Origin of the sequence: Pedobacter frigidisoli (assembly GCF_004331675.1) — a bacterium.
In the GTDB taxonomy this organism is placed as follows: Bacteria; Bacteroidota; Bacteroidia; order Sphingobacteriales; family Sphingobacteriaceae; genus Pedobacter; species Pedobacter frigidisoli.
This window is the reverse complement of the sequence record NZ_SJSN01000002.1, coordinates 123,998-141,253: the sequence shown is the minus strand read 5'-3', so window position 1 is coordinate 141,253 and position 17,256 is coordinate 123,998. Positions and strand designations below refer to the sequence as shown.

Below are 17,256 nucleotides of genomic sequence, written 5' to 3'. Positions count from 1 at the left end.
AATCTCGATTTCCCTAAGCCTCTTATCTTAATTTTTAAATGCCCTGATTAAAGTAATGTAACCTTTCAGTACTTCGAACTCATCACTACCTGCCTTTTTAACACGTAATAAATAGTAGTAAGTACCTTCATTTAATCCCTCGCCTGTCCAGTTATTTTGGTAACCTTTTGCGTGGAATACTTCATTACCCCAACGGTTAATAATCTGCAACTCGTTTGCTTGGTATTGGTTCAATCCGCGGATTTCGAAAACATCGTTAATTCCATCACCATTTGGTGTAAATAAGTTTGGAACCGTAATGTTTAAGAAGTTAGCAGAAAGAACTGCTGTTGCAACATTGGTGTAATAACCGTAAGCATCTTTCACACGATAAGTAAATGAATCCTCGCCTGTATAACCAGGATCTGGAGTGTAGGTTACTGTACCATCTGCATTTACCACAACTTTACCATGTTTAGGTTGCGTAACGATTTCAACTGTCAACTTATCTAAAGTTGAATTTCCAGGATCATCGTTATCCAACACCTTGATTATAACAGGAGCATTCGCATTTGTTTGCGCCTTATCATCGTAAGCAATTGGCGATTTAGGGAACGTGATCACTGTTGGCGTATTGTTGTTATCAGCCGTTCCAGAAACATCACTCACATTAGTACCGCCAACCGTTTTGGCATTTACTGTTGCTGTGTTGGTAACCGTTCCTAAATCCTTATCAGCTTGCGTTAAGGTGTAAACTTCAACATTGGTAACTGTTGCGCCAGGAATTAAACCGCCTGCAATTGTTATTACTTTGTTGGTTAAGCCTAATTTTGCATCGGTTAATGTAATTGTATTCAACGTAACCGGACCAGTATTTTTAATGGTGAAAGTATAGGTTACTTTGTTACCACTAAATGTTGCAGTTTTAACCAAGGTTATCGATGGATTAGCATTGAATAACGTTACGGTCGGTGTATCATTATTTTCTGCTGTTCCAGAGATATCGACGATTGCTACATTATTAGGCGTTCTACCTGTAATTGTTGCCGTATTGGTAACGCTACCCGCATCTTTATCTGCTTGTGTTAATTGATAAACATAACTATCGGTTACCGTTGCACCTGGAGCGAGCGTTCCTGGAATCACTCTATTTAATCCAAGCTTGGTATCAACCAAAGTGATAATATGCAAGGTTACATTTCCAGTATTTTTAACACTGAAGTTGTACATAATGCTATTTCCATCGGCACTTAATGTTCCTGTTTTAACCAAGGTAATTGTCGAAGCTGGAGCAATTGCCGTTACAGTTGCATCATCGACTGCTGGCGTTGCAGGGTTATCAGACTTAGGCTTGCTTAATGTACTTCCGCCTGGAGTGGTCGCTATTGCGCTTGCCTGATTGCTGAATGAACCTGCATTTACTTCTGTTAATGTGATGGTGTGTTTAGCTGTTACGGTTACGCTCGTACCTGGTGCCAATGTTGCAATACTTGCTGGAGTAATTGATCCTGCATCTGCTCCAGCATCGGATACTGTAACATTTGTTAAAACGACATTACCTGTATTGGTTACCACGATGTTGTAATTGATTACATCGCCAGCCTTACTCACCGTATTTGTTGCCACTTTGGTCAAACTCATTCGAGGTGCTGCAACTAAGGTAATGGTTACAGGGATTGTTACCGTTGTTGTTCCACCCTTGCCATCGCTCACCGTTACCGTAAATACGTCTGTACCAGAATAACCTAGAGTCGGCATATAGGTGTAAGTTCCATCTGCATTTACCACAACAGTTCCGTGTGCTGGTTGAGTTGTTACCGTGAATATTGGTGTATCACCGTCAACATCGGTTACCGTTATTTTTCCATTTACCGGCGTATCCTGTAGGGTAGAGATTGCTGGAGCAGTCGTAACCGGTGCATCGTTAACCGGAGTTACCGTTACGTTGATCGTTAGCGTGGTTGTTCCGCCCTTGCCATCGCTTACCGTTACCGTAAACACATCTGGACCATTGTAGTTTAATGCCGGGGTGTAAATATATGTACCGTTTGCATTAAGTACGACCGTACCATGAGCAGGTTGGGTAGCCATTGTAAATGTTAATGGATCGCCATCTGCATCAGTAGCCGTGATCGTTCCGTTAACCGCAGTATCCTCTAGTGTAGTAACTGCTGGTGCAGCTGCTACTGGAGCCACATTGGTTGGGTTGATCGTTACATTGATGGTTACGGCAACTGTTCCACCCTTGCCATCGCTTACCGTGATTACGAAACTATCCGTTCCACTGTAGTTATTGGCCGGAGTATAAGTATACGTTCCATCAGGATTAACCACTACCGTACCATGTGCTGGTGGTGTAGTTGTCGTGTATGTCAATGGATCACCATCTGAATCAGTTGCAGTAATTGCACCGCTAACTGGTGTGTTTTTATTTGTAGTGATGTTAACTGGCGTAGTTGCAACTGGTGCATCGTTAACCGGGGTTACCGTTACGTTGATCGTTACCGTGGTTGTTCCGCCCTTGCCATCGCTCACCGTTACCGTAAACACATCTGGACCATTGTAGTTTAATGCCGGAGTGTAAGTATATGTACCGTTTGCATTAAGTACAACCGTACCATGAGCAGGTTGGGTAGCCATTGTAAATGTTAATGGATCGCCATCTGCATCAGTCGCAGTGATCGTTCCGTTTACCGCAGTATCCTCTAGTGTAGTAACTGCTGGTGCAGCTGCTACTGGAGCCACATTGGTTGGGTTGATCGTTACATTGATGGTTACGGCAACTGTTCCACCCTTGCCATCGCTTACCGTGATTACGAAACTATCTGTTCCACTGTAGTTATTGGCTGGCGTATAAGTATACGTTCCATCAGGGTTAACGACTACTGTACCATGTGCTGGTGGTGTAGTAGTGGTGTATGTTAATGGATCACCATCTACATCAGTTGCAGTAATTGCACCGCTAACTGGTGTGTTTTTATTTGTAGTGATGTTAACTGGGGTAGTTGCAACTGGTGCATCGTTAACCGGAGTTACCGTTACGTTGATCGTTACCGTTGTTGTTCCGCCCTTGCCATCGCTAACCGTTACCGTAAACACATCCGTTCCGTTGAAGTTCGGTGCTGGTGTGTAGGTATAGGTTCCGTCTGGGTTAACCACAACTGTTCCACTTGTTGGTGGCGTAGTGGTAGTGAAAGTCAATGGATCGCCATCGATATCGCTTGCCGTGATCTTTCCTGTTACAGGAACATCCTCAGTCGTTGTAACTGCTGGTGCAGTTGCCACCGGTGCATCGTTAACTGGGGTTACCGTTACGTTGATTGTTACCGTTGTGGTTCCGCCCTTGCCATCGCTAACCGTTACCGTAAATGCATCCGTTCCGTTGAAGTTCGGTGCCGGTGTGTAAGTGTATGTTCCGTCTGGGTTAACCACAACCGTTCCATTTGTTGGAGGCGTAGTTACCGTGTACGTCAATGGATCGCCATCAACATCGCTTGCCGTGATCGTTCCGCTTACTGGTTTGTCCTCAGTCGTGGTGATCGCTGGTGCAGCTGCAGCTGGTATATCGTTAACAGCAGTTACCGTTACGTTGATCGTTACCGTGGTTGTTCCGCCCTTGCCATCACTTACCGTTACCGTAAATGCATCCGTTCCGTTGAAGTTCGGTGCCGGTGTGTAAGTGTATGTTCCATCTGGGTTAACCACAACCGCTCCATTTGTTGGAGGCGTAGTTACCGTGAATGTTAACGGATCGCCATCTACATCACTTACAGTGATTTTACCTGTAGCTGGTTGATCTTCCGTTGTTGTGATTGCTGGTGAAGTTGCAACTGGCACATCGTTAACCGGGGTTACCATTACGTTGATTGTTACCGTGGTTGTTCCACCCTTTCCATCGCTTACCGTTACCGTAAATGCATCCGTTCCGTTGAAGTTCGGTGCTGGTGTGTAGGTGTAGGTTCCGTCTGGGTTAACCACAACCGTTCCACTTGTTGGTGGCGTAGTGGTAGTGAAAGTCAATGGATCGCCATCGACATCGCTTGCGGTTATTTTTCCTGTTACTGGAACATCCTCAGTCGTTGTAACTGCTGGTGCAGTTGCCACCGGTGCATCGTTAACTGGGGTTACCGTTACGTTGATCGTTACCGTGGTGGTTCCGCCCTTGCCATCGCTTACCGTTACTACGAAACTGTCCGTTCCGTTGAAGTTCGGTGCTGGTGTGTAGGTATAGGTTCCGTCTGGGTTAACCACAACCGTTCCACTTGTTGGTGGCGTAGTGGTAGTGAAAGTCAATGGATCGCCATCGACATCGCTTGCGGTTATTTTTCCTGTTACTGGAACATCCTCAGTCGTTGTAACTGCTGGTTCAGTTGCCACCGGTGCATCGTTAACTGGGGTTACCGTTACGTTGATCGTTACCGTTGTTGTTCCGCCCTTGCCATCGGTAACCGTTACCGTAAATGCATCCGTTCCGTTGAAGTTCGGTGCTGGTGTGTAGGTATAGGTTCCGTCTGGGTTAACCACAACCGTTCCGTTTGTTGGTGGCGTAGTTATCGTGAACGTCAATGGATCGCCATCGATATCGCTTGCCGTGATCTTTCCTATTACAGGAGCATCCTCTGTCGTAGTAACTGCTGGTGCAGTAGCAACTGGTGCATCGTTAACTGGGGTTACCGTTACGTTGATCGTTACCGTTGTTGTTCCGCCCTTGCCATCGCTTACCGTTACCGTAAACACATCTGGACCATTGTAGTTTAATGCCGGGGTGTAAATATATGTACCGTTTGCATTAAGTACGACCGTACCATGAGCAGGTTGGGTAGCCATTGTAAATGTTAATGGATCGCCATCCGCATCAGTAGCCGTGATTGTTCCGTTAACCGCTGTATCCTCTAATGTAGTAACTGCTGGTGCAGTTGCTACCGGAGCTACATTGGTTGGGTTGATCGTTACATTGATGGTTACGGCAACTGTTCCACCCTTGCCATCGCTTACAGTGATTACGAAACTATCCGTTCCACTGTAGTTGTTGGCTGGCGTATAAGTATACGTTCCATCAGGGTTAACGACTACAGTACCATGTGCTGGTGGTGTAGTAGTGGTGTATGTTAATGGATCACCATCTACATCAGTTGCAGTAATTGCACCGCTAACTGGTGTGTTTTTATTTGTGGTGATGTTAACTGGCGTAGTTGCAACTGGTGCATCATTAACCGGAGTTACCGTTACGTTGATTGTTACCGTGGTTGTTCCACCCTTTCCATCACTCACTGTTACCGTAAATGCATCCGTTCCGTTGAAGTTCGGTGCCGGTGTATARGTGTAGGTTCCGTCTGGGTTAACCGTTACCGTTCCATTTGTCGGAGGCGTAGTTACCGTGAATGTTAACGGATCTCCATCTACATCGCTTGCAGTGATTTTTCCTGTTACAGGAACATCCTCCGTCGTTGTAACTGCTGGTGCGGTCGCAACCGGCACATCGTTAACCGGCGTTACCGTTACGTTGATTGTTACCGTGGTTGTTCCACCCTTTCCATCACTCACTGTTACCGTAAATGCATCCGTTCCGTTGAAGTTCGGTGCCGGTGTATAGGTGTAGGTTCCGTCTGGATTAACCGTTACCGTTCCATTTGTCGGAGGCGTAGTTACCGTGAATGTTAATGGATCGCCATCTACATCACTTGCATTGATTTTACCTGTAGCTGGTTGATCTTCCGTGGTTGTGATCGCTGGTGAAGTTGCAACTGGCGCATCGTTAACCGGTGTTACCGTTACGTTGATCGTTACCGTAGTTGTTCCACCCTTGCCATCGCTTACCGTTACTACGAAACTGTCCGTTCCGTTGAAGTTCGGTGTTGGTGTGTAGATATAGGTTCCATCAGGGTTAACTGTTACCGTTCCGTTTGTTGGAGGCGTAGTGGTTGTGTACGTTAATGGATCACCATCGATATCGCTTGCCGTGATCGTTCCGCTTACTGGTTTGTCCTCTGTCGTGGTGATCGCTGGTGCAGTTGCAACTGGTATATCGTTAACCGGAGTTACCGTTACGTTGATCGTTACCGTGGTTGTTCCGCCCTTGCCATCGCTCACCGTTACCGTGAATGCATCCGTTCCGTTGAAGTTCGGTACTGGTGTGTAGGTATAGGTTCCGTCTGGGTTAATCACAACCGTTCCACTCGTTGGAGGCGTAGTTACCACAAACGTTAATGGATCACCATCTACATCACTTGCGGTTATTTTTCCTGTTACAGGAGCATCCTCTGTCGTTGTGATTGCTGGTGCGGTCGCAACTGGTATATCGTTAACAGCAGTTACCGTTACGTTGATCGTTACCGTGGTGGTTCCGCCCTTGCCATCGCTTACCGTTACAATGAAACTGTCTGTTCCGTTGAAGTTCGGTGCTGGTGTGTAAGTGTATGTTCCATCTGGATTAACTGTTACCGTTCCATTTGTTGGAGGCGTAGTTACCGTGAATGTTAATGGATCGCCATCTACATCGCTTGCCGTGATCGTTCCGCTTACTGGTTTGTCCTCAGTCGTGGTGATCGCTGGTGCAGTTGCAACTGGTATATCGTTAACCGGGGTTACCGTTACGTTGATTGTTACCGTTGTGGTTCCGCCCTTGCCATCGCTTACCGTTACTATGAAACTGTCTGTTCCGTTGAAGTTCGGTGCTGGTGTGTAAGTGTATGTTCCATCTGGATTAACTGTTACCGTTCCATTTGTTGGAGGCGTAGTTACCGTGAATGTTAATGGATCGCCATCTACATCGCTTGCCGTGATCGTTCCGCTTACTGGTTTGTCCTCAGTCGTGGTGATCGCTGGTGCAGTTGCAACTGGTATATCGTTAACCGGGGTTACCGTTACGTTGATTGTTACCGTTGTGGTTCCGCCCTTGCCATCGCTAACCGTTACTACGAAACTGTCCGTTCCGTTGAAGTTCGGTGCTGGTGTATAGGTGTAGGTTCCGTCTGGGTTAACCACAACCGTTCCACTTGTTGGAGGCGTAGTTACCACAAACGTTAATGGATCGCCATCTACATCACTTGCAGTGATTTTACCTGTAGCTGGTTGATCCTCAGTTGTTGTGATTGCTGGTGCGGTTGCAACTGGTACATCGTTAACAGCAGTTACCGTTACGTTGATCGTTACCGTTGTTGTTCCGCCCTTGCCATCGCTCACCGTTACCGTAAATGCATCCGTTCCGTTGAAGTTCGGTGCCGGTGTATAGGTGTAGGTTCCGTCTGGATTAACCGTTACCGTTCCACTTGTTGGAGGCGTAGTTACCGTGAACGTCAATGGATCGCCATCTACATCGCTTGCGGTTATTTTTCCTGTTACAGGAACATCCTCAGTTGTTGTGATCGCTGGTGCAGTCGCAACCGGTGCATCATTAACCGGAGTTACCGTTACGTTGATTGTTACCGTTGTGGTTCCGCCCTTGCCATCGCTAACCGTTACTACGAAACGGTCCGTTCCGTTGAAGTTCGGTGCCGGTGTATAGGTGTAGGTTCCGTCTGGATTAACCACAACCGTTCCGTTTGTTGGAGGCGTAGTTACCGTGAACGTCAATGGATCGCCATCTACATCGCTTGCGGTTATTGTTCCACTTACTGGTTTGTCCTCAGTTGTTGTGATTGCTGGTGCAGTTGCCACTGGTGCATCGTTAACCGGGGTTACCGTTACGTTGATCGTTACCGTTGTTGTTCCGCCCTTGCCATCGCTTACCGTTACTACGAAACTGTCGGTTCCGTTGAAGTTTGGTGCTGGTGTATAGGTGTATGTTCCATCTGGGTTAACCACAACCGTTCCATTTGTTGGAGGCGTAGTTACCGTGAATGTTAACGGATCGCCATCTACATCACTTGCAGTGATTTTACCTGTAGCTGGTTGATCTTCCGTTGTTGTGATTGCTGGTGCAGTTGCAACTGGTGTTTCGTTAACCGGAGTTATCGTTACGTTGATCGTTACCGTTGTTGTTCCGCCCTTGCCATCGCTAACCGTTACCGTAAATGCATCCGTTCCGTTGAAGTTCGGTGCTGGTGTGTAGGTGTATGTTCCGTCAGGGTTAACCACAACCGTTCCGTTTGTCGGAGGCGTAGTTACCGTAAATGTTAATGGATCGCCATCTACATCGCTTGCGGTTATTTTTCCTGTTACAGGAACATCCTCAGTTGTTATAACTGCTGGTGCGCTTGCAACTGGTATATCGTTAACCGGCGTTACCGTTACGTTGATCGTTACCGTTGTTGTTCCGCCCTTACCATCACTTACCGTTACTACGAAACTGTCTGTTCCGTTGAAGTTCGGTGCTGGTGTGTAGGTATAGGTTCCGTCTGGGTTAACCACAACCGTTCCACTTGTTGGTGGCGTAGTGGTAGTGAAAGTCAATGGATCGCCATCGACATCGCTTGCGGTTATTTTTCCTGTTACTGGAACATCCTCAGTCGTTGTAACTGCTGGTGCAGTTGCCACTGGTGCATCGTTAACCGGGGTTACCGTTACGTTGATCGTTACCGTTGTTGTTCCGCCCTTGCCATCGCTTACCGTTACCGTAAATGCATCCGTTCCGTTGAAGTTCGGTGCTGGTGTATAGGTGTATGTTCCGTCTGAGTTAACCACAACCGTTCCGTTTGTTGGTGGCGTAGTTACCGTGAACGTCAATGGATCGCCATCTACATCGCTTGCCGTGATCTTTCCTATTACAGGAGCATCCTCTTTCGTAGTAACTGCTGGTGCAGTAGCAACTGGTGCATCGTTAACCGGGCTTATCGTTACGTTGATCGTTACCGTTGTTGTTCCGCCCTTGCCATCGGTAACCGTTACCGTAAATGCATCCGTTCCGTTGAAGTTCGGTGCTGGTGTGTAGGTATAGGTTCCATCTGGGTTAACTGTTACCGTTCCATTTGTTGGTGGCGTAGTGGTTGTGAAAGTCAATGGATCGCCATCTACATCGCTTGCGGTTATTTTTCCTGTTACAGGAACATCCTCAGTCGTGGTGATTGCTGGTGCGCTTGCAACCGGTGCATCGTTAGCTGGTGTTACCGTTACGTTGATCGTTACCGTGGTTGTTCCGCCCTTGCCATCGCTAACTGTTACCGTAAACACATCCGTTCCGTTGAAGTTCGGTGCTGGCGTATAGGTGTAGGTTCCGTCTGGGTTAACCACAACCGTTCCGTTTGTTGGTGGCGTAGTTACCGTGAACGTTAATGGATCGCCATCTACATCACTTGCAGTGATTTTACCTGTAGCTGGTTGATCTTCCGTTGTTGTGATTGCTGGTGAAGTTGCAACTGGCACATCGTTAACCGGGGTTACCATTACGTTGATTGTTACCGTGGTTGTTCCACCCTTTCCATCGCTTACCGTTACCGTAAATGCATCCGTTCCGTTGAAGTTCGGTGCTGGTGTGTAGGTGTAGGTTCCGTCTGGGTTAACCGTTACCGTTCCATTTGTTGGAGGCGTAGTTACCGTGAATGTTAACGGATCACCATCTACATCACTTGCAGTGATCGTTCCGTTTACAGATTGATCCTCTGTCGTTGTGATTGCTGGTGCAGTTGCAACTGGAGCACGATTATCTATAATATTTACAGTTGCTGGTACTGTAGATGCTGTAATCAATGGATTATTTGTAGCCGCAGTCATGGTTAAAATAACCGTTTCGTTACCCTCATTAAGTACATCATCCAATACAGGAACTGATACTGTAAGTGTTGTACTTCCCGCAGGGATAGTTACCGTTGTACCAATTGAGGTATAATCTAATCCACCTGTTGCAGTACCAGTTACGGCATAAGTAATTTGTGTATCAGTTGTAGATACCTTATTTAAGGTGAATGTAAATTGACCTGGGGTAGTTGGTTCGGCTCCATCTGCGGTAGCCGTTACGGTTACCGTTGCTGCTGTACCATCAACAATGTTAATTGTTGATGGTACATTGCTTATGCCTATTAATGAATTGCTTGAAGAAACTAACGTTGCAATAACCGTTTCATTTCCTTCTACTAGATCATCTGCCAATACTGGAATGGTAATCGTTCCTGTGGTTTGACCAGCAGGAATGGTTATTGTTTTGGTTACGATAGTGCTATAATCACTTCCCTCAACTGCTGTTCCTGCTAAAGTGTAGGTAATAACAGTTGGTGTTGATGACGGATTACTTAATGCTACCGTGAAAGTTCCCTTAATTAAACCTGTTTCGGCTCCATCTACTCCTGCGGTTATTGTCGCAATTGATGATCCTCGATCAGTAATATTTACTGTGGCAGGCACTGCACTTGCAGTAATTGAAGCATTATTTGTTACAGGATTTAGGGTTATTACTACTGTTTCAGTTCCCTCTGTAATGTTATCTGTTAATACTGGAACTGATACTTTAACAGTTGTTTGGCCTGCCGGGATAGTTACCGTATTTCCTATCGAAGTATAATCAGCGCCACTTGTTGCCGTTCCGTTAACAGCGTAAGTAATTTGCGTATCAGTTGTTGATATGTTACTTAAAGTAAATGTGAACTCACCCGCTGTTGCCGGCTCAGCTCCATCTGCTGATGCAGTTACAGTAACGGTTCCAACTGTGTTATTGGTAATGTTAATACTTGCTGGTGTATTACTTACCGTTACTAGTGGATTACCAGATAAAGTTAAGGTAGCAATAACGGTTTCAGTTCCCTCAATAATTCCATCAGTTAATACAGGAATGGTAATCGTACCAGTAACTTGACCGGCAGGGATCGTAATTGTTTTGGTTACGATTGTGCTGTAATCAGCTCCCTCAGTTGCTGTACCAGTTAAGGTATAAGTAATAACTGTTGGCAGAGATGATGGGTTGCTTAAGGTTACTGTAAATGTTCCGCTAATCGGCCCGTTCTCGTTGCCTTGAGTTGCAGCAGCAATGCTTGCAACAGACGAATCGTTATCGGTAATGGTTACTGTCGCAGATCCGTCAGCAATTGTTACTAATCCTCCAGATACCTTAGTTAGCAGTCCATCAAAAGTTTCGCTTGGCTCTGCAATGTTATCATCGATAATAGGAACTGTGAAAGTTAAGCTCGATCCAGCTGCAGAGCCAGCAGGGAAAGTTAATGTTCCGCTAGTTGCTGTGTAATCTAAACCTGCTGTTGCTGTTCCATCTGCTGTTTTATAATCTACACTAAATGCATCTTGAACTGCACCACTTAGCGTTACCGTAAAGGTTGCAGTACCCGAAGCTTCATCAACATTGGTTTGAATAACAGAAACACTCGCCGTTACAGCGTTATTATCAAGAATATTAATGCTTAATGGCGTACTGTTTACCGTTACTTTTGGATTATCGGTACCTGTTAAGGTTATGATTACCGTTTCAGTTCCCTCTACGATTCCATCGGCAACTACTGGTATAGTAATTGTTCTTGTGGTTTGTCCCGCAGGAATAGTGATGGTTTTCGTAATTGCCGTATAGTCACTTCCCTCTGTTGCCGTACCACCAACAGTGAACGTAATTTGTGTATCTGTTGAGGATGGATTACTTAAACTAACTGTATAAGTTCCATTCGCTGGACCACTTTCATTACCATTTGTTCCAGCAGTAATTGTAGCAACTGATGCATCATTATCAGTAATAGATGTTCCAACTGATGTTGTTCCTGTGGTTACAATTCCACCAGTTACATTGTTAAGTACCGCACTAAATGTTTCTGATGGCTCAACTATGTTATCATCATTTACTGGAACGGTGAAAGTTAACGTTGTACCTGCTGGAGAATTGGCAGGGAATGTTAGTGTTCCGGTTGTTGCAGTGTAATCAGTACCTGATGTTGCTGTTCCATCTGCGGTTGCATAATCTACAGTAAATGCATTTTGTACCGCCTTACTTAATGTTACTGTAAAGGTTGCATTTCCAGCATTTTCATTAATTACTGGAGTAGTAGAAATGCTTACTGTCGCAGCATCTTCATCAATAATATTAATTGATGCTGGTGTACTGCTTACCGAAATAGCTGCATTGCTAGAATTCGTTAAAGTAGCAATCACCGTTTCAATACCTTCAGCCAATTGATCTTCCAATACTGGAATTGTTATTGTTCCAGTAGTTTGACCAGCAGGAATGATGATGGTTTTAGTCACGGCACTGTAATCAGCACTTTCAGTAGCTATTCCGCCTAAAGTAAATGTTAAGGTTGTTGGTGTTGCTGATGGTTTTGTTAAAGCGATGTTAAACACTCCGCTTACTAAACCATTTTCGTTACCATTTGTACCTGCTGTAATTGTTGCTATTGCAGTATCATTATCTGCAATGGTTACCGTTGCCGGACTTACGCCTATTGCAACATCTGCACCAACTACGTTACTCAATCCAACTGTAAATGCTTCTGAATTTTCAATCAGGTTATCATCTATAATTGGGATAACAACATTTAATACAGTTCCCGCAGGTGAATTTGCAGGGAATGTTAACGTTCCGCTGGTTGCTGTATAATCTAAGCCAGCCAATGCCGTTCCATTCGCGGTTGTATAATCAACTGTGAAGCTATTTTGAACAGCAATGTTTAAGGTTACTGAGAGTGTAACCGTACCAACCGCCTCGTTTACACTTGCCGCATTAATCGCAATGCTAACATTAGCGGTATTTGCATCAAGAATATTAATACTCGCAGGTGTATTTGTAGCCGTAATTGCCGGATTGTTTGAAGTACCCAAAGTAGCAACAACCGTTTCGATACTTTCTGCAACAGCATCAACAATTACAGGAATTGTGATTGTTCCTTTGGTTTCGCCCGCTGGAATTGTTATTGTTTTGGTGGTGATTGTTGGATAATCACTTCCCTCTGCGGCTGTTCCTGCTAATGTATAAGTAATCTGCGTATCAGTTGATGATGGATTACTTAACGTTACAATGAATGTGCCACTAACAGGTCCACTTTCGTTACCGTTTGTTCCTGGAGCAATTGTCGCTGTAGCTGTATCATTATCTGTAATGGATATTGTTGCTGTAGGCGTTCCAATGGTTACCAATCCACCAATTACATTGCTCAAGGTTGCATTGAAAGTTTCAGCCGCCTCTACAATGTTATCATTGGTTACAGGAACGGTAAAAGTTAAGGTTGCACCTGCTGCTGAATTTGCTGGGAATACCAACGTTCCAGTAGTTGCCGTGTAATCTAAACCATCCGTTGCCGTTCCATTCGAAGTGGCATAATCTACCGAAAATGGATTTTGCACAGCAGCATTTAATGTTACGGTAAATGTTGCCATTCCTGCATTTTCATTAATGGTAGGCGTAGCCGAAATACTTACCGATGCCGTACTGTTATCTAAAATATTGATAGATGCAGGAGTGCTACTTGGCATAATCGCCGTGTTACTAGATGAAACTAAGGTAACAACAACGGTCTCAGTTCCCTCAACCACTACATCCTGTAAAACAGGAATTGTAATTGTTCCAGTTGTTTGTCCGGCTGGGATGATAATAGACTTAGTAATTGGGCTATAATCTGTTCCTTCTGAGGCTGTTCCAGCAATGGCATAGGTAATCTGTGTATCGGTTGATGATGGATTATTCAACGTTACCGTGAAAGTTCCTTTTATCGGACCGTTTTCGTTACCATTTATTCCAGGTGTTATGGTTGCAACTGCAGAATCGTTATCGGTAATGTTTACAGTTTCTGGAGTTGTACTGGCAGTAATTGAAGCATTGCTGGTTGAAGCTGCCATTGTTAAAACAACAGTTTCAGTTTGCTCAACAATATTATCATTTAACACAGGTACTGCTACTGTAGCGGTTGTTTGTCCTGCCGGGATGGTAACCGTTGTACCAATTGCCGTGTAATCAGCTCCACTGATTGCAGTTCCACCTACTGAATAAGTAATTTGGGTATTGGTAGTAGATACATTACTTAACGTAAATGTAAATTGACCAGCAGTTGCTGGTTCAGCGCCATTTGCAGTTGCCGATACCGTTACTGTTGCCGCTGTATTATCTACAATATTAATTGTTGCAGGTGCAGTGTTCACTGTTACCAATGGGTTATTGGTATTGCTTAATGTAACAACAACCGCTTCGTTTCCTTCAACAATTGCATCAGTTAATACTGGAATCGTTATGGTTCCAGTGGTTTGACCTGCAGGGATAGTGATTGTTCTTACAATCGTAGTGTAATCACTGCCCTCTGTTGCAGTTCCAGCAACAGTGTAGGTAATAACTGTTGGCGTAGCTGATGGATTACTTAGCGTAACTATGAACGTTCCATTAATTGGTCCATTTTCATTACCCGCTACTACTGGTGTAATGGTGGCAATCGCTGTATCATTATCTGTAATCGTAACCGTTGCTGGTGTTGTAATAGCAGTAATTGCAGTGTTGCTTGTTGCAGCGGTCATGGTTAACACCACAGTTTCAGCACTTTCAACTAAGTTATCATCCAATACTGGAACAGTTACCGTTGCGGTTGTTTGCCCTGCAAGAATAGTTACCGTAGATCCAATTGAAGTATAATCAGCTCCGCTAGTTGCTGTTCCATTTACCGTATAAGTAATTTGAGTATCAGCTGTAGATACATTACTTAAAGTAAAAGTAAACAGTCCAGGCACTGTTGGCTCTGCTCCATTTGTAGTTGCAGTTACCATTACTGTTGCCGTTGTATTATCCGTAATGTTAATTGTTGCTGGCGTATTGCTTATCGTTACCAATGGATTTCCAGAAGTATTTAATGTAGCAATAACGGTTTCAATTCCCTCTACAATCGCATCTGACTGAACTGGAATTGTAATTGTACCAATCGTTTGACCAGCTGGAATAGTAATTGTTTTGGTTACGATTGTAGTGTAATCGGTTCCCTCTGTAGCGGTACCAGTTAAAGTATAAGTAATAACTGTTGGTTGAGATGATGGATTGCTCAACGTTACCGTAAATGTTCCGCTAATTGGTCCGTTCTCATTACCCGGTGTTCCAGCAATAATTGTTGCTAATGATGTATCGTTATCAGTAATATTAACTGTGGCTGGAGTTGTACTAGCTGTAATGGCAGTATTATTTGTTGCAGCTAACATAGTTAAGATAACCGTTTCCGTTCCCTCTGCAATATTATCTTCCAACACAGGAACTTGTACAGTTGCAGTTGTTGATCCTGCCGGGATGGTTACCGTTGTACCAATTGAAGTATAATCAAATCCACTAGCTGCTGTTCCACCCACCGAATAAGTAATTTGTGTATCAGTTGTTGATACATTACTTAAAGTGAAAGTAAACAATCCTGGTGTAGTTGGTTCAGCTCCGTTTGTTGTTGCAGCAACTGTTACTGTAGCTGGCGTATTATCAAGGATATTGATAGTTGCTGTTTTATCAGCAGCAGATGGCGTAATCGTTACCAGTGTTCCGCTAGCAGAAACCAAGGTTGCAATAACTGTTTCACTACCCTCTACAATTGCATCGGTTTGTACAGGAATTGTAATCGTTCCTGTTAATGATCCAGCAGGGATAGTGATGGTTTGTGTTGGAATGGTTGCATAATCATTGCCCTCTGTTGCGGTTCCAGCTAAAGTGTAAGTAATAACTGTTGGCGTTGATGATGGATTGCTCAAAGTAACGGTAAAAGTTCCATCAATCGGACCATTTTCATTACCTGGAGTTCCCATTATAATGGTAGCAATCGCCGCATCGTTATCAACAATTGTTGCAGTTGCCGTAGCATTGCTGATGATTACAACGCCACCTGTAATATTGCTTAGTGTTGCAGCGAAAGTTTCGTCTGCCTCAGCGATATTATCATTATTAATTGCAACAGTGAAAGTTAATTGAGTTCCAGCAGGTGAATTTGCCGGGAAGTCTAACTTGCCTGTTTTAGCAGTATAATCTAACCCCGCCAATGCTGTTCCGTCAGATGATGTATAATCTACACTGAATGCATTTTGAACAGCATTATTTAAGGTTACAGTAAATGTTGCGGCTCCAGCTGCCTCGTTAACTGTTGGTGTTGTAGAAATGCTAACGCTCGCTGTATTGGCATCAAGGATGTTAATGCTTGCAGGTGTTGCGCCTACTGTTACCTTCGGATTATTTGTGGTTGTTAAAGTCGCAATCACCGTTTCTATGCTCTCCGTAATCGCATCAGCAATAACTGGAATGGTAATTACTGCCGTTGTTTGACCCGCGAGAACAGTAACCGTTTTCGTAGTAATTGCCGTATAATCACCTCCCTCTGTTGCAGTTCCACCTAAAGTATAGGTAAATTCTGTATCTGTAGATGATGGATTACTTAAGGTCACCGTGAATGTTCCACTTATCGGACCAGTTTCATTACCGTTAACGCCAGCAATTATTGTTGCAATTGAGGTATCGTTATCGGTAATAGTAGCAGCCGCAGTATTTGTAGCGATGGTAACTAAACCACCCGTTACATTACTAATTGTTCCATTAAATGCTTCATTTGGTTCAACCAAATTATCATCCGTTACAGGAACATCGAAAGTTAAGGTTGTTCCAGCTGCAGATCCGGCAGGGAATGTTAAGGTTCCGTTTGTTGCCGTATAATCAAATCCACTTAAAGCGGTTCCATTAGTTGTTGCATAATCAACCGTAAATGCGTTTTGAACTGCTGCGCTTAAAGTAACGGTGAAAGTTGCTTTACCTGCCGATTCATTGATGCTTATTGGCGTTGCAGCAATACTAACTGTTGCCGCATTATTATCAAGAATGTTGATGGTTGCAGTTTTATCAGCAGCGGTTGTTGTTATGGTTACCAAAGGATTATTTGATGAAGCCAAGGTTACAATAACGTTTTCAGTACCCTCTACTATAGCATCAGTTTTTACTGGAATGGTAATCGTTCCGGTAGTTGCGTTCGCTGGGATGGTAATTGTTCTAGTTATTGCCGCATAGTCATCGCCCTCTGTTGCCGTTCCACCAACTGTATAAGTAATAATTGTTGGTTGCGATGATGGATTACTTAACGTTACCGTAAATGTTCCATCAATCGGGCCATTTTCATTACCCGAAGTTCCAGCAGTAATTGTTGCAATCGATGTATCATTATCGGTGATGTTAACCGTTGCAGGGGTTTTACTTGCAGTAATGGCAGTATTATTTGTTACAGCAACCATTGTTAAGGTTGCTGTTTCAGTTCCTTCTGCAATACTATCTTCTTTTACAGGCACAGCAACTTTAACAGTTGTTTGTCCTGCTGGTATAGTTACCGTTGTGCCTATTGAGGTGTAATCTGTTCCGCTTGTAGCCGTTCCAGTTACTGCATAGGTAATTTGTGTATCAGTTGTAGATACATTACTTAGGGTAAAGGTGAA

At 44.2% G+C, this 17,256-nt stretch carries 1 protein-coding gene (running past one end of the window); it reads right to left on the bottom strand.

The genetic code is table 11. The features are described 5' to 3' along the window. Positions 1 to 27: 27 nt before the first annotated feature. Positions 28 to 17,256 carry the final stretch of a tandem-95 repeat protein gene (locus EZ449_RS03365; RefSeq protein WP_131556556.1) on the bottom strand. It continues 19,746 nt past the right edge of the window, so only the last 17,229 of its 36,975 coding nucleotides appear in the window; its start codon lies off the right edge, out of view; its stop codon occupies positions 28 to 30.